Origin of the sequence: Burkholderia cepacia, assembly GCF_001039005.1 — a bacterium.
GTDB lineage: Bacteria > Pseudomonadota > Gammaproteobacteria > Burkholderiales > Burkholderiaceae > Burkholderia > Burkholderia theae.
Map to the genome: position 1 here is coordinate 39,585 of NZ_LDWR01000010.1, position 14,121 is coordinate 53,705.

Annotated in this window: 14 protein-coding genes, 1 tRNA gene and 1 pseudogene; 7 read left to right on the forward strand and 9 right to left on the reverse strand. The window is 64.8% G+C overall.

The genetic code is table 11. From position 1 onward, the window contains the following. The first annotated feature begins 155 nt into the window (after nucleotides 1-155). From VL15_RS04785 to VL15_RS04800, 4 genes and pseudogenes are all read left to right on the forward strand, one after another. Complete coding sequence (locus tag VL15_RS04785; RefSeq protein WP_048243489.1) at nucleotides 156-1,916, forward strand: S10 family serine carboxypeptidase-like protein; 1,761 nt, start codon at nucleotides 156-158, stop codon at nucleotides 1,914-1,916. A gap of 17 nt (nucleotides 1,917-1,933) precedes the next feature. Continuing rightward, entirely contained in the window at nucleotides 1,934-2,335 is a 402-nt protein-coding gene (locus VL15_RS04790) for a hypothetical protein (RefSeq protein WP_048243497.1), read from the forward strand. Between the two features lie 275 nt (nucleotides 2,336-2,610). Continuing rightward, nucleotides 2,611-2,931 (forward strand): annotated as a pseudogene (locus VL15_RS04795) (glyoxalase); the annotation flags it as partial. 444 nt (nucleotides 2,932-3,375) lie between these two features. Continuing rightward, nucleotides 3,376-4,359, forward strand: coding sequence for an NADPH:quinone reductase (locus VL15_RS04800; protein WP_048243503.1), 984 nt, complete (start codon nucleotides 3,376-3,378; stop codon nucleotides 4,357-4,359). A 126-nt stretch (nucleotides 4,360-4,485) separates the two neighbouring features. Here VL15_RS04800 and VL15_RS04805 read toward each other — a convergent pair. Continuing rightward, nucleotides 4,486-4,570: transfer RNA gene (locus VL15_RS04805), tRNA-Leu, on the reverse strand. Nucleotides 4,571-4,710: 140 nt separating this feature from the next. On the opposite strand from VL15_RS04805, the gene VL15_RS04810 reads away from it, so the two are divergent. Further along, complete coding sequence (locus tag VL15_RS04810; protein ID WP_048243509.1) at nucleotides 4,711-6,036, forward strand: leucine-rich repeat-containing protein kinase family protein; 1,326 nt, start codon at nucleotides 4,711-4,713, stop codon at nucleotides 6,034-6,036. 15 nt (nucleotides 6,037-6,051) lie between these two features. Here VL15_RS04810 and VL15_RS04815 read toward each other — a convergent pair whose 3' ends face one another. From VL15_RS04815 to VL15_RS04850, 7 genes are all read right to left on the reverse strand, one after another. Next, nucleotides 6,052-6,681, reverse strand: coding sequence for a LysE family translocator (locus VL15_RS04815; protein WP_048243512.1), 630 nt, complete (start codon nucleotides 6,679-6,681; stop codon nucleotides 6,052-6,054). A gap of 98 nt (nucleotides 6,682-6,779) precedes the next feature. Continuing rightward, nucleotides 6,780-6,953: a hypothetical protein gene (locus VL15_RS42605; RefSeq protein ID WP_196319542.1), complete on the reverse strand. Its 174-nt coding sequence runs from the start codon at nucleotides 6,951-6,953 to the stop codon at nucleotides 6,780-6,782. 31 nt (nucleotides 6,954-6,984) lie between these two features. Next, complete coding sequence (locus tag VL15_RS04825; protein ID WP_048243520.1) at nucleotides 6,985-7,431, reverse strand: copper chaperone PCu(A)C; 447 nt, start codon at nucleotides 7,429-7,431, stop codon at nucleotides 6,985-6,987. Nucleotides 7,432-7,474: 43 nt separating this feature from the next. Next, complete coding sequence (gene copC, locus VL15_RS04830; RefSeq protein WP_048243523.1) at nucleotides 7,475-7,840, reverse strand: copper homeostasis periplasmic binding protein CopC; 366 nt, start codon at nucleotides 7,838-7,840, stop codon at nucleotides 7,475-7,477. Between the two features lie 302 nt (nucleotides 7,841-8,142). Next, on the reverse strand, nucleotides 8,143-8,520 hold the full coding sequence (locus VL15_RS04840) for a DUF2946 domain-containing protein (protein ID WP_048243530.1): 378 nt from the start codon (nucleotides 8,518-8,520) through the stop codon (nucleotides 8,143-8,145). A 138-nt stretch (nucleotides 8,521-8,658) separates the two neighbouring features. Next, nucleotides 8,659-8,961 carry a 2Fe-2S iron-sulfur cluster-binding protein gene (locus tag VL15_RS04845; RefSeq protein ID WP_048243534.1) on the reverse strand — a complete coding sequence of 101 codons (303 nt, stop codon included), beginning with the start codon at nucleotides 8,959-8,961 and terminating at the stop codon, nucleotides 8,659-8,661. 82 nt (nucleotides 8,962-9,043) lie between these two features. Further along, a complete protein-coding gene (locus VL15_RS04850) occupies nucleotides 9,044-10,939 on the reverse strand; it encodes a sigma-54-dependent Fis family transcriptional regulator (protein WP_048243537.1) in 1,896 nt (631 codons plus the stop codon). Between the two features lie 250 nt (nucleotides 10,940-11,189). On the opposite strand from VL15_RS04850, the gene VL15_RS04855 reads away from it, so the two are divergent. Both VL15_RS04855 and VL15_RS04860 read left to right on the forward strand, forming a co-directional pair. Beyond that, nucleotides 11,190-11,465 (forward strand): DUF2964 family protein, encoded by a 276-nt coding sequence (locus VL15_RS04855; protein WP_226800497.1) that lies wholly within the window; start codon nucleotides 11,190-11,192, stop codon nucleotides 11,463-11,465. 241 nt (nucleotides 11,466-11,706) lie between these two features. After that, on the forward strand, nucleotides 11,707-11,994 hold the full coding sequence (locus tag VL15_RS04860; RefSeq protein WP_048243539.1) for a DUF1488 domain-containing protein: 288 nt from the start codon (nucleotides 11,707-11,709) through the stop codon (nucleotides 11,992-11,994). Between the two features lie 234 nt (nucleotides 11,995-12,228). Here the strand turns inward: VL15_RS04860 and VL15_RS04865 are convergent, their stop codons facing one another. Then, nucleotides 12,229-13,530: an NCS2 family permease gene (locus tag VL15_RS04865; protein ID WP_048243544.1), complete on the reverse strand. Its 1,302-nt coding sequence runs from the start codon at nucleotides 13,528-13,530 to the stop codon at nucleotides 12,229-12,231. Nucleotides 13,531-14,121 lie beyond the last annotated feature (591 nt).

Sequence of the window (14,121 nt, forward strand, 5' to 3'; positions counted from 1 at the left end):
AGATTCGGTTGCGTTACCGGCAGTAGGCTCAGGGGAAACCGATTCGGGCACGCTCGAATCGATGGGGTTCATGGTGAAGGTTTTTGAGGAGGATCTTTATAGTTTGGAGTACTGATTAGATTTCAACTAAATCGAATCGTTGTGGAGATCAATTAATGACTAAAAGAATGCCGGCATGGAGCGTGATCGCAACGCTTGCAGCCGCAACACTGGTCGCATGCGGTGGCGATGACACATCGTCTACGACCCTGGGCAGCATGACCACACTGCCTGTCGCTCCGTCATCACCGACGACTGCGCTGCCGAGCCCGACCACCGCGTCAGTGGAATCCGAGCTGGCTGTATTTGCGAAGGTCGCACCTGCCGACAAGGTGCTGGACGATGCCAACATCTACGATACGAAAAGAGGCGGTTCGATCGCGCTATCCGCGATCAACGAGGACGCGTCGGTCAAGCGGCACACCATTACGATCAACGGCAAGGTCCTGCCGTATGTCGCCCGCGCTGGACACTTGATCGCCTATCACGGAAACGGAACTGCCAGGAAAGCTGAAGCGGCGATCTTTTATACGGCGTATACGCGAGACGCGTTGCCCAAGGAGAATCGCCCGGTCACGTTTTTATGGAACGGAGGGCCCGGATCAGCCTCGATCTGGCTGCACATGGGCTCGTGGGGACCGAAACGCCTGAAGTCTGACGCGCCAAACATGGCTGACCCGACAAAGCAGCCCGATGGTTTCCCGTTTGAGGACAATGCGATTTCCCTGCTCGATCAGTCGGATATCGTTTTCGTCGATCCGCCGGGTACGGGTCTTTCCACAGCGATCGGCCCATTCAAGAACGGTGACCTGTGGGGTACCGACATCGACGCACAGGTGGTCGCGGATTTCATCACCAGTTATACGAACAAATACAATCGGCAGAGTTCGCCAAAGTATTTGTACGGCGAATCCTATGGTGGCATCCGCACGCCAATCGTCGCCAACCTGCTGGAGCAGGCGGGTACCAGTGGTTATGCTTCCGACCCATCCGGTAAGCCAGCCAAAGTCCTGGCGGGATTCATCCTCAACTCGCCGCTCGTTGACTACAATTCCAATTGCGAAATGACGGGCGGCAAGGGGACCTGTGAGGGATATATCCCGTCCTACGCGATGACGGCCGATTACTTCAAAAAATCCGTGAAGCGTGCTGGACAGACCCAGGAGCAGTATCTCAACGAGTTGCGCGCGCTGGCGAAAACAACGTTCCAGGCTACCTTCAAAACGTACTTCAATTCAAACGGCAAGCCGAACGGCAAGTGGAATGCGTACGCGGCAAGTCCTGCGGGCCAGGCGATACTGAATCGAATTGCGGACTATACCGGCATTCCCGCATCGACCTGGAGCAGCAGCTTCAACTATACGCCGGGGCCGTTCAGGGGAACGCTGGTTTCGGGCTATAACCTCGGCCGCTATGATGCCCGCATGAAGGTGCCGAACGGGAACAGCTTCGAGGCGGACGACTACATTAACGTAGCCTTCCTCAACGAACTCAAGACGTACTTCCCTGACTTCGTCAACTACAAGACCAGGTCAAGCTACGAACCGCTCAACAACGCAACGATCCGCAACTGGACATGGCAGCGGGCGGGAAGCAAATCTTCTAATCCGCAGAGTATTACGGACATTCAGGCGGTGCTGACCGCCAACCCGGACGCCAAACTGCTGATTCTCCACGGCTACGAGGATCTTGCGACGCCGGGCTTCCAAACCGAGCTTGACCTCGAAGGGGTCAATCTGGCTGATCGAATCCCCATCAAGTGGTTCGAAGGCGGGCATATGATTTACAACACGGAGATGTCGCGCGTGCCACTGAAACAGGCGATCGACAACTATTACCAGTCGCCGGCGCGTATCGCAGACGGCTCCCTACTGTAAGCGAAGCGAGGATAGCTATGAAAATCGTGACTTTCCTTGTTTCCAGCACGGCGGCCATTGTCGTCGCAATGTCGAGCATCGGCGTGGCATTTGCCTATGACGATTTGCCGAAACCGCCGCCCCCGCCAGAAGACTGGGTCCAGCCGCCCAAACAATCGGAAAACTCCGTTACGCGGGACGTGGAGAGCCAAATCGCGCAACGATTCACCGCCGCGACCAACGGCAATCCCAACGGGCTCTTGTCGCGGCAGCAAGCCAAGGCTGCTGGCTGGGGCTTGGTCAGCGACCATTTTTCGGAGATCGATCGTGCTGGAACCGGATACGTCCGACTCGACGACGTATTGCGATTCATGTCGGAACGGACCCCTCAACGGATCATGCGTATGAAAAACGCGACGAAACAGGACCAGCGACAGTAACGTGGATTTTTGATCATAAGCGGTTGCCCTGGTTCCGGCACTTATCCTCCCCGGATTGCCCGGAACCTCTTCGCCGGCCCCGATACGGGCCGGCTTTTTTTCAGAAGCCCGAGGTTAACAACTTGCATAAGCGAGTGCGAATCATGTACACGTTCGGGCGGATGACGGTTTCCTTTGAATGCCGCGAAGTCTGCGTCGACGGGCAGCCCCGGTATATCGGCGCGCGGGCATTCGAGATTCTCGAACTGCTGGTGAAGGCGGCCGGCAGGCTCGTGTCGAACGGCAAGGTCGTGTCCGACGTGCCCAACGCACCCGGTATCGAGATCGGGCAGCCAAACGGCACTTATCGCCGTGTCCGGATCGAATCGGGATTCGGCAAGATCACCGTGCTCGTGACCAATGGCCACCTGCCTTACCCGTTCGGGCACGAAATGACCGGTTATCAAGTGCCGGACCTGTCCGCCACGCTGGAGGAAGCCAAGGCGGCCGGTGTCACCGTGCTCGTGCCGCCGTTCGCGTCCGACGGACGTAACGCGGCAATCGTCCAGTTCCCGGGCGGCTACATCGCCGAGATCCACGCAAGCGTCGCGAAGTGAAGCTTGGCGACACGATGCTTTCCGCGCGGGGGTGATCGGCGCCGGCATGCCCGACGCCTGAAACGTGTCGTCACTACCCGTGACGCAGCGTGTGCTTCCGTCACATAATATATCGTTATCCGAAATATATTCGACGTGAGCCGGACCGTCGCGATGCGCGGTCAGGCAACGCCCTGCGCAGCCTGCGAAACCATTTCCCACTGATATCAAACCGCGACGCGATCCGAACGTGCGCGTGACGCAGTTCGTCGAACCGGCGCGCGAGGCCACGCGCAATATTGGTACAGTGGCGTAGCCGGCGAGTCTGGAGCGGATCGCCGGTATCGTCAATTTTCTGCAAGCGCGTCCACGAGCAAAGGATCACACAGTGCGCTCAATATTGCATTGAGCCGCAGGGCAGGGATGCGACTGCGCTTCACCGAACCAGCTTGGAGGTCGATCGATATGAAGGCTGCCCACTATTCGTCAAAAGGCCCGGCTCGCGACGTTCTCGTCGTCGGCGACGAACCGGATCCCACCCCTGGCACGGGCGAAGTCCTCGTCCGCATTGCGCACTCGGGCGTGAATCCTTCCGACGTCAAATCGCGATCGGGCATGACGAGCCCTGCGATGGAGTTTCCGCGCGTCATTCCTCACAGTGACGGCGCCGGCATTGTCGAGGCGGTGGGGGCCGGCGTCCCGGAACAGTGGATCGGGCGGCGCGTCTGGACGATCAATGGCCAGTGGCGTCGGCCGTTCGGTACGGCAGCGGAGCTGATCGCGTTGCCCGAAGACCAGGTTGCGCTATTGCCCGACAATGTTTCGACCGAGACGGGCGCCTCGCTGGGCATTCCGCTGCTGACGGCCTGGTATGCGGTGTACGCGTGCGGCGGGCTGCTCGGCAAGACGGTGCTGGTCTACGGTGCGACCGGCGCGGTAGGCGGCTACGCGACCCAGTTGGCCGCGTTTTCGGGCGCGCGGGTCATTGGCGTAGTCGGCAGCGACGAGAAGTGCCGGCTCGCGTCCCGGCTCGGTGCCGAGTGGGTCATCAATCGCAACGTGCAGGATGTGACTGCCACGGTGCGCGAGATGACGTCGGGCAAAGGCGTGGACGTCATCATCGAAGTCGACGCCGCGGCAAATGCCGGAAAATATGGCGAGCTGTTGAAGTTTGGCGGCGACGTGATCATTTACGGCTCGGGCGCCAGCGTGATCGAGGTTCCGTTCAGGCCGATGATCGTCGGTTTCGCGAATCTGCGATTCTTTATCGTCTACAACCTGCCGGTCGCCGTCAGGCAGGCGGCCATCGATGCGCTCACCCCGCTGCTGGAGCGAGGGGTGCTGCAACACCCGCAGGTCGAGATTTTTCCGCTGTCGGACATCGCGAAGGCCCACGAGCGCGTCGAGTCCGGCGCGAACGCAAAGATCCTCGTCGATATGCAGCGGTAAGCGCGAATTGCATCTCTACCCCGGACTGCAACGACATCGTATCGAACGCGATGACAACAAAAAACCCGCGAAGCCGTGCGCTGTCGCGGGTCTTTGAATAGGCTCGAAACACGGTAAAACCGCGTCTGGTGCCGACGGCGAGACTCGAACTCGCACAGCTTTCGCCACTACCCCCTCAAGATAGCGTGTCTACCAATTTCACCACGTCGGCACTGCAAGGGGCGCAATTCTAGCGCCACCTTGCGCGTTTGTGAAGGGGGTGTGACACGATTGCGGTGTACGCGAAAGCGATCCCGGTAAAATTCGTGCGATCGGTCCGACGACCATCGCAATCGCCACCCGCTATCCACCGTGATATCTACCCTCGAACAACTGCAGGCCGGACAACTGTCGGGCGCACGGCAACTGAAGCTCGCATGCGGGCTGACCGAATTTCCGCGCGAGATCTTCGACCTCGCCGACACGCTCGAAGTGCTCGACCTGACTGGCAACGCGCTGTCCGCACTGCCGGACGACCTGCCGCGGCTGCATCGCCTGCGCGTGCTGTTCGCGTCCGGCAACCGCTTCACCGCATTCCCCGACGTGCTCGGCGCGTGCCCGCAACTCGACATGATCGGCTTCAAGGCGAACCGGATCCGCACGGTGCCGCGCGGCGCGCTTCCGCGCGCGCTGCGCTGGCTGATTCTGACCGACAACGAAATCGACGCTTTGCCCGTCGACATCGGCGACTGCACGCGCTTGCAGAAGCTCATGCTCGCCGGCAACCGGCTGCGCGCGCTGCCGGCCGAGATGGCCGCGTGCCGTTCGCTCGAACTGGTGCGCCTGTCGGCGAACCGGCTGGACGACTTGCCGGACTGGTTGCTGCGCCTGCCGCGACTCGCGTGGCTCGCCGCTGCCGGCAATCCGTTCGGCGCGGCGCCGGAGGCCGCGGCGTCCGCCGGGCCGGACGTGGCGGACGTCGACTGGGCGTCGCTCGCGTGCGGGCAGAAGCTGGGCGAAGGCGCATCGGGTGTGATTTACCGCGCGCAATGGACGGCGGTAGGCCATGCGCCGCGGACGGTTGCGGTCAAGCTGTTCAAGGGTTCGGTGACGAGCGACGGGCTGTCCGATTGCGAAATGGCAGCGTGCCTGCACGCGGGTCGCCACCTGAACATGATCCCGGTGATCGGCAAGGTGCGCGGGCATCCGGACGGCACGCACGGCCTCGTGATGGAACTGGTCGATCCCGCGCTCACGAATCTCGCCGGGCCGCCGAGCTTCGCGACCTGCACGCGTGACGTGTATGCGGCCGACGCGAGATTCGACCCGACGGCAGCCGTGCGGATCGCGCACGGCATCGCGTCGGTCGCGGGCCATCTGCACGCACGCGGCATCATGCATGGCGACCTGTATGCGCACAATATCCTGCACGACGGCGAAGGCGGCGCGCTGCTCGGTGATTTCGGTGCGGCGTCGCTCTACGACGCGAATGACCGCATGCGCGGCGCCCGGTTCGAGCGGCTCGAGGTAAGGGCGTTCGGTTATCTGCTCGGCGAGTTGCTCGAGCGCTGCGAACCGCGTGCTTGGGCCGGCAGGCGCGCGCTCGACGCGCTTGCGGCAGCCTGCCTGAACGAGGACGTCGACGCCCGGCCGTCGTTCGACAACATCACGGCCGCGCTGGCCGCGCACCGGCCGTGAAGGGAGCGCGCCTGCTTACGCTTGACGCGCAGTCAGCAGCTTGATCCCGAGCCCGACGAACAGCAGCCCGCTGGCCCGCTTGAGCGCACGCATCGCGCGGCTCATGCCGAAGCCGCGATGGAACCGGCGCACGCCGGCCGAATAGACGCTGTGAACCACCACGACGGTGCACGCGATCGTCGCGTACATCACGACGAACTGCAGCGCGAGCGGGCGATCGTGCACGATGAACTGCGGCATGAACGCCGACAGGAAGATCATCGTCTTCGGATTGCTGCCCGACACGAACAGCGCTTCGCGGAACAGCTTCCGGCGGTCGGGCACGGCGAGTTCCGTTTCGCGGTTCGACGTGGCGGTCTTCCGGTCGCCGCGCAGTTGCCGGACACCGAGGAACATCAGGTACGCGGCGCCGACGATCTTCATCGCGACGAACAGCGGCGGCATCGCGGCCAGCACCGCGCCGACGCCGAGCGCGACGAGCAGCACGACCACGCCCTGCGCAACGAGATTGCCCGCGATCGTCGCGGCGGTGCCGTGCGTGCCGTAGCGCACCGTGTTGCGGATGACGAGCAGCACGTTGGGCCCCGGCGACAGTGTCGTGGCGAGATACGCTGCGACAAACAGCATCCAGGTCTGAATCGGCATGCATCGCTCCGAGAGGCGGTTCCGGCGGGCGGGATGAGCCGATGATGCCACGCCAATAATGGCGCGGGCCGCCGCCGGAACCGTGCCGTCGCGGCGCGTCAGCTTGCGTCGCGCATGCAGTACGCGGGGATCGACGGCGGCGTATCGATCGCGGCCGGCCGTGTCATCCACGCGATCCACGCGGCCCATAACCCGCACGCGATCAGCACGGCGATATTGAGCGGCGTCCGGTAACGGACGATCAGGTCGGCCAGCGGCACGCGGTTCTTCATGTTCGTCTCCATCGGTCGTGGTGGATGCGGCCTACTGGCCGCTATACGACGGCGCCTTGGCGTCGCAGGTCACGGACACGGTCGAACTGCCCGCGAAATGCAGCCGGAGCGGCACCTTCGCGCCGGGCGCGACGGCCTGGCGCGGCTGCTCCAGCATCACGTGATAGCTCTTCGGCTTGAACGTTACCGTGCCGTGCGCGGGCACCGCGACCGCGTCGACGTGGACCATCTTCGCGGTGCTGCCGTTCGTTTGCGTTTCGTGCACCATCGCCATCCCGTACACGGGCGAGTCGATGCCCGTCAGCGTGGCGGGTGCGTCGCCGTCGTTCTTCAGCGTGAAGTAGCCGGACGACGGCACCGTCGCCGGCATCGCGCGGATCCAGCACGCGTCGGCCTGCACGGCGGGCGCGGCGAACGTGACGGGAGCTTGCAGCGCCAGCAATGTGAAGAGCAGGCTGGTCGAAATCGAGCGTTTCATGGTTGGTTCTCCTTATGGATGGATACAGGGAGTATCGCGTGCATCACTTCAGCGTGAACGTGTAGTGGCCTTGCGTGCGATGGCCGTCGCTGGCCACCGCGATCCACGCGACCGTGTACGCGCCGGCCGTCAGGTTGGCCAGCGCGACGTGCATCCGCTTGCGGTTGCCGGCGTCGACGGCGGATTTCCCGTCGGCGACCGACTGCCCGTGGCTGTCGGTGATGGCGATCGAACTGAAGGCCGGTTCGAGCGCTTCGCTGAAATCGATCGTGACCGCGTGCGGTGCGCTCGAAAGCGTGGCGTTGGCGGCCGGTTCCTGCGTCTTCGGATGCGCGTGGGCATGGGCGGCCTGGATGACGACGAAGCCGAGTGCGGCGAGTGCGCCGCGAACGAACGAGGTGGTTTTCATGGCTGGATCTGCGAGTGGCGAATCGGATGGAGAAAGACGGATTCGACGGACGCATGCGCGAGCGGCATCGCAACGGCTGCGATGCCGGCTGCCGTCGGCACGGACGTGCGCTGCCGGACGTTCGCCCGTGAGCGAATGTCGGTGCGGTGGTACGAACCGGAAGCGGCCGACCGCACGCGCGGCAGGGCGCCGCGCGCAACACGGTGAGACATGATCGTCCTTCGAAACGTGACACGTCACGCACGCCGGCGGCGTGCGCGGATCGCGCGATGCGCTAGGGCATCACGCGTGACGACGACGGTTCAGGACGCGAGCGGAGGGGCGCGCGGTTGCGCGGCCGCGAGCGGCTGCGCACGGCGCAGGCTTTCGAAGCGGGTGGCTTCGCGGTGCTGGATGACGCGCACGTTGGCCGCGAACGTCAGTTCGGGCGCGGGCAGTGCGGGGGTATGGGCAAGCAGGCTGCAATAGCCGCATGCCTGGAGATGGGCCTGCAGGCTTTTCGACGACGCATCGGTTGCGTGACCGGCGGCGGCCGGTGCGGCCGTGCAGTAGCCGGCCAGCAGCGCGTCGACGCGCCCTTGCGTCGTCAGCGCCTGCGAGATCGTCGGCGCGAGCGCCGTCATCAGGATGGCGAGCATCCCGATCAGACTGCCGAACTTCCGGAGACGACGACTCAGCATGCGATGCGCAGCGGCGTGTGGGCGACGATGGAGCGGATTATGCCACGCACGTCGCAGCACGGGCATGCGCGCATGCGGATGACGTTCTCCACGCAGGATCAACCATTGCAGGACGGCGCGCACGACCGCGCGCCGCGTCTAGTCGAGCATGACCGCGTCGGGGATGTCGAGCACGATGTCCGACGTCGCGACGGCCACGCATGGCAGCGTATAACCGTCGGCCTTTTCCTCGCGGCTCAGCCCCGGCCATTCGATCGTGTAGCGTACGCTGCCGCTGACGATCCGGCAAAGACAACTGCGGCACGTGCCGTTGCGGCACGAGCGCGGCAGCGACACGCGCGCGAATGCGGCGGCTTCGAGCAGCGTCAGCGAATCGGGCGCGTCGAAGGTCGCGCCGAGCGGCTCGATGCGCACGACGGGCGGGTGTTCTGGATCGGTCATGAGTGAAGCGGGCGGCGGTTCTGCGGATACGCGCCAAGCATACCCGAACCCGCATGCGGCCGGCGTCCGCCGGCCGCGGGCGTCAATGGCGGCGCAGGTACCGGTACACGGTATTGCGTGCGAGACCAAGCTCGCGCGCGGCCGCCGACACGTTGCCGCCGTGCCGCGCGAGCACCGCGTCGATGACCGCGGCCTGATGGCTTTGCAGCGTCGTCCCTTCGCGCGTGTCGGCCGATGCGGCGGGGGTTGTCGCCGCCGGTGCGTCGGCGCAGTCGAGCCAGAAATCGTCGGGCAAATGCGCGAGCGTGATTTCGGCTTCGTCTTCGGCAAGCATGCCGGCCGTGCGCAGCACGTTGGTCATCTGCCGCAGGTTGCCGGGCCAGCGGTGGCGCGCGAACGCGTCGAGCACGTCGGGCGCGAGGCGGCGCGGCATCGGTTCGCTGCGGGCGAGCCGCGCGAGAATCCGGTCGACTAGCGCGGGCAGGTCGGTGCGCGCGGCGAGCGCCGGCAGCGTGACCGCGAGCCCGTTGATCCGGTAGAACAGGTCTTCGCGGAACGTGCCTTCCGCGATCATCGCGCGCAAGTCGCGATGGGTCGCGCAGACCACGCGCACGTCGACCGGCACCGCGCGCGCGCCGCCGAGCGGCATTACCGCGCGCTCCTGCAGCACGCGCATCAGCCTGACCTGCTGCGCGAGCGGCATGTCGCCGATCTCGTCGAGAAACAGCGTGCCGCCGTCGGCCTGCACGATCTTGCCGGGGCTGCCGCGCTTGCGCGCGCCCGTGAATGCGCCGTCCTCATAACCGAACAGTTCGGCCTCGATCAGCGAATCGGGCAGCGCCGCGCAGTTGACCGCGACGAACGGACCGTCCGCGCGCGGCGATGCCTGGTGCAGCGCGCGGGCGAGCCATTCCTTGCCGGTGCCGGTCTGGCCGAGGATCAGCAGCGGCAGGTCGCGCCCGCGGATCTTCGCGACGCGTTCGAGCACGGCGGCCATCCGCGCATCGCCGGTGTCGAGCGTCGCGAACGTGATCGCGTCGGGGTCCGGCGCGCGCACGCGTGCGGCCGGCGCGGGCGGCGTGACCGCGATGGCCGTCCGGTGCGCTTCCGCGAATTCGCAGCGCGCGAGCACGCGTACGCCGGTCGGCAGCGTGAGGCGGAACGTCGCGCCGGGCGCGCGCGCCGCCTGCTGCGCGAGCTGGCCGAAGCGCATGCCGAACAGCGCGTCGCTGCCTTGATGTTGCAGTGCATCGAACGGTGCGCCGAGCTGGAATTGTGCGCTGCGGTTCGCGGCGATCAGCCCGCCGTCGGGGCCGAACGCGACGAGCCCGGCGAACAGCGAGTCGACGCATTCCTCGTGAGCATGAAAACGCAGCCGCAATGCATCCGCGCACTGGTTCGCGAACAGATGGTTCTCGATCAGTTGCGCGGACATCCGCACGAGCGCAAGCGTATGCGGGCTGGAGCCGCGCGGGTCGCCGCTGACGTCGAGCGTGCCGAGCGTGCGGCCGAACGGATCGAAGATCGGCGCGCACGAGCAGGTGAGGATGTGGTTGGCGCGCAGGAAGTGTTCGGAACCATGCACCGCGACGGCCTGGCCCGATGCGAGCGCGGTGCCGATCGCGTTGGTGCCGCGCGCGCCTTCGGCCCACGACACGCCCGTGCACAGTGCGACGCGGTTGGCTTTCTCGATGAAGTCCGCGTCGCCGATGCTGTGCAGGATCACGCCGTTGGCGTCGGTCAGCAGCACGAGGCTTTGCGTATCGGCGATTTGCGCGTGGAGGTTCTCCATGACCGGGCGCGCGTGCGAGAACAGCGCGTGGTTCGTGTCGAGCAGTTCGCGCAGCGCGATGCGCGACAGCGGCGAGAAATCGGGGCGTTCGTGCGCGCGCAGGCCGACCGCGGTCGAACGCGCATGCGCCTGCGCGAGCAGGTCGGTGCGACCCGCGGTGGCGGGCAGCACGAAGGGTTGCGGCATGACTTGTCTCCTGTCGATCGGAGTTAGCGCTTCAGCGCTTACTCGGACCCCATGCTCCTCGATCGGCCCATCCAGTGCGTCGCCACGTGCCGAAGCGCTTGCACCGAAACCGTCTGCGGAATCCACGTTCCGCTTGCGGCGCACCATCGGTGCACGAAGGCCGACCATCCGGGTACGCATCATCATACAAGCGCCACGTGCGATATGCGACCGCGAACAAAATCCCCTTGCTTTTAAGCACCCGCCTGCAATGATGGAAATGGAGCACGCACGCGCCGTGTTCCGCATTGCAACATGCATGCGACGCGACATGCATCCGTTCGGGAGACGCATCATGGTTCGGACGGAACTGAGAGTCGTGCTGGCGGCCATCGCCACATTCATCATGCTGGGCGGCATTGCCGTGGCGATCCACGGGTTGCTGTTCGATTTGACCGATGCGGTGCGATACGGGGCGGCCGCGATTGCGGTGGGCGTCACGACGGCCGCGGTCGCGCTCAACGTCTGGCCGACCGATCCGCACTGACGCCCGTTTCCGAAAGGGTGCCGGATGCCGCGCTGATCAGACGAAATGCGCGTCGGAACGACGCACACCGGAAAATTTGTCTCCTGCGCGAAACCGTCTAAAGTGGAAAGCAACCGGCATGCATTGTCCGCGCCACCACCCCGTGGACCGTGCCTCCGCTGGCGAGCCCGCGTACATTTCGTCCAGCCGGTAGGGGACGACGGACGCGGTCATTCGTTTTCTACCGGTTGAGGCGGCTTCCATGCAGATCCATTTCACGAACGAGAAGCCCGAGTATTCGGGGCGCGACCTGATGCTTGCGTTCACGGCGATGGTCAATGGCGAGCGCGTCCAATGTCAGATCACCGCCGAGGCGCTGGAAGATCACTTCGGCGCGGCATCGCCGCGTTTCGAGGACATGGTCGGCGCATTCGACCAGCACCGCGATCGCATCGAGGCGGCCGCACGGCGCCTGCTGTCGGAAACACGTGCGCAATGCGTGACGCTGCGCAGCGGTTACGTGCGCTTCTACGAGGCCAACTGGCGCTGACGAAACGACACTCGACTGACGGCGCGCGTCGCGGACGATGCGCGCGGAGACGTTGCCGTCCATGCAATGCCGTTCGGCGGAACCGGGCGGCATTTTCGTATGCGGGCCGCGCCGGCTGCTCGTGCATCTGCATGATCGGACACGCCGGTTCGTGAGGATCGCGGAAGAAATCACGCGGCAATAAAAAACGCCACCCGGGGGTGGCGTTGTTCGTCATGCGGTGCAGCGCTTCGATCACTCGCTGCCGAGATAGAAGAAGCGGAACAGGAACACGGCCGCGATGACCCACACGATCGGCTTGACCGTGCGGGCCTGGCCCGTCAGCAGCTTGAGGCCGCCGTACGCGATGAAGCCGAACGCGACACCGTTCGCGATCGAGTACGTGAACGGCATCAGCAGCGCGGTCAGCGCGGCCGGCACGGCTTCCGTTGCGTCGTCCCACGGCACCTCGACCATTTCGCGCAGCATCAGGCACGACACGTACAGCAGCGCGGGCGCGGTTGCGTACGCCGGCACGACGCCGGCGAGCGGCGCGATGAACAGACACGCGAGGAACAGCACCGCGACGGTCAGCGCGGTCATGCCCGTGCGGCCGCCGGCCTGCACGCCCGATGCGCTTTCGATATACGCGGTGGTCGACGACGTGCCGAGCACCGAGCCCGCGACGATCGCCGTGCTGTCGGCGAGCAGCGCCTTGTTCAGGCGGTTCATCTTGCCTTCGACGAGCAGGCCCGCGCGATTCGCGACGCCCATCAGCGTGCCCGTCGCGTCGAACAGCTCGACGAGGAAGAACACGAGGATCACGTTGATGATGCCGGTCGACAGCGCGGCGCGGATGTCGAGCTTGAACAGCGTCGCGTCGATCGACGGCGGCGCGGAGAACACGCCGTGGAACTGGTTGTCGCCGAAGAAGAACGACAGGACCGTGACGCCGATGATGCCGATCAGGATCGCACCGCGCACGCGCAGGTGGTCGAGCGTGACGATCGTGAAGAAGCCGACGATCGCAAGGATCGTGTCGTGCTTGTGCAGGTCGCCGAGCGTGACGAGCGTGGCCGGGCTGCCGACGATCACGCCGGATGTCTTCAGCGAGATGATGCCGAGGAACAGGCCGATACCCGCAGTGATGGAAATCCGCAGCGATTTCGGAATGCCGTTGACGATCGCCTCGCGCACGCGGAACAGCGTGACGAGCAGGAACAGGCAGCCCGAGATGAACACGGCGCCGAGCGCGGCCTGCCACGTGAAGCCCATCCCCTTGACCACCGTGTACGCGAAATACGCGTTCAGGCCCATGCCGGGCGCGCAGGCGATCGGGTAGTTCGCGTACAGCCCCATGATGATCGACGCCAACGCCGCGACGAGGCACGTCGCGACGAACACGGATTCCTTCGGCATGCCGGCGTCGCCGAGGATCGCGGGGTTGACGAAGATGATGTAGGCCATCGTCAGGAACGTGGTGACGCCCGCGAGTATTTCGGTGCGGAAGTCGGTGCCGGCTTCAGCGAAGCCGAAATACCGCTTGATGGATTCCATGAAGGCGTTTCTCCGGTCGGGTTGTCGTGTTGCTTGTTGTGCCGAATTGTTGTAAAGGCAGCGCGCGGCCGGCTAACTGTAACCAGCCACTATTGCCCGGCTATCGGCGGATTGTAATAGCGCGGATAGCTCGGACGATATAGTTGGGGCATGATCGGCTGCCTGCGCGCGAACGGTCTGGCAGCCCGGTCGCGCGGCGAAGGCGCGCATTTTACCGGTTCGGACGGAACGGGCCGTCGGAAACGGTAGAAACGGCAGGAAGGGGAGCGGGAGAAACGGGCGAAGCCGGCCGATGCGTGCGCAACGGCGTGTCGGCCGCGTCGCGCGTGGCGGGTGGGCAATGACATCGGACTGAAACGGAGCGCCCGCATGCTGCACGAACGCGGTGCAGTCATCGCGTGCGTGCGAACGCGCATGCGTGGCCGGTGCGGATGCACAGCGCCTTGCAGCGGCCATTCGTCAGTCCAGGCGGTTTCAGATATCGGGCTATCGTGCGCCGAAGCCGTTCCGTCCGCAACTGTCATATCGCGATGCGCGGGCGACTGTGGTTTCTGTGTAAAAGATTGCAAGACCCCATCGCGTAAACCGGCA

Excerpts from the sequence above, each read along its gene's own strand:
- VL15_RS04860 (WP_048243539.1), top strand. The coding sequence starts at position 11,707 with ATGCAGATCCATTTCACGAACGAGAAGCCCGAGTATTCGGGGCGCGAC.
- VL15_RS04785 (WP_048243489.1), top strand. The coding sequence starts at position 156 with ATGACTAAAAGAATGCCGGCATGGAGCGTGATCGCAACGCTTGCAGCC.
- VL15_RS04790 (WP_048243497.1), top strand. The coding sequence starts at position 1,934 with ATGAAAATCGTGACTTTCCTTGTTTCCAGCACGGCGGCCATTGTCGTC.
- VL15_RS04800 (WP_048243503.1), top strand. The coding sequence starts at position 3,376 with ATGAAGGCTGCCCACTATTCGTCAAAAGGCCCGGCTCGCGACGTTCTC.
- VL15_RS04815 (WP_048243512.1), bottom strand. The coding sequence starts at position 6,681 with ATGCCGATTCAGACCTGGATGCTGTTTGTCGCAGCGTATCTCGCCACG.
- copC (WP_048243523.1), bottom strand. The coding sequence starts at position 7,840 with ATGAAAACCACCTCGTTCGTTCGCGGCGCACTCGCCGCACTCGGCTTC.
- VL15_RS42605 (WP_196319542.1), bottom strand. The coding sequence starts at position 6,953 with ATGAAGAACCGCGTGCCGCTGGCCGACCTGATCGTCCGTTACCGGACG.
- VL15_RS04865 (WP_048243544.1), bottom strand. The coding sequence starts at position 13,530 with ATGGAATCCATCAAGCGGTATTTCGGCTTCGCTGAAGCCGGCACCGAC.
- VL15_RS04825 (WP_048243520.1), bottom strand. The coding sequence starts at position 7,431 with ATGAAACGCTCGATTTCGACCAGCCTGCTCTTCACATTGCTGGCGCTG.
- VL15_RS04845 (WP_048243534.1), bottom strand. The coding sequence starts at position 8,961 with ATGACCGATCCAGAACACCCGCCCGTCGTGCGCATCGAGCCGCTCGGC.
- VL15_RS04850 (WP_048243537.1), bottom strand. The coding sequence starts at position 10,939 with ATGCCGCAACCCTTCGTGCTGCCCGCCACCGCGGGTCGCACCGACCTG.
- VL15_RS04840 (WP_048243530.1), bottom strand. The coding sequence starts at position 8,520 with ATGCTGAGTCGTCGTCTCCGGAAGTTCGGCAGTCTGATCGGGATGCTC.
- VL15_RS04855 (WP_226800497.1), top strand. The coding sequence starts at position 11,190 with ATGATGGAAATGGAGCACGCACGCGCCGTGTTCCGCATTGCAACATGC.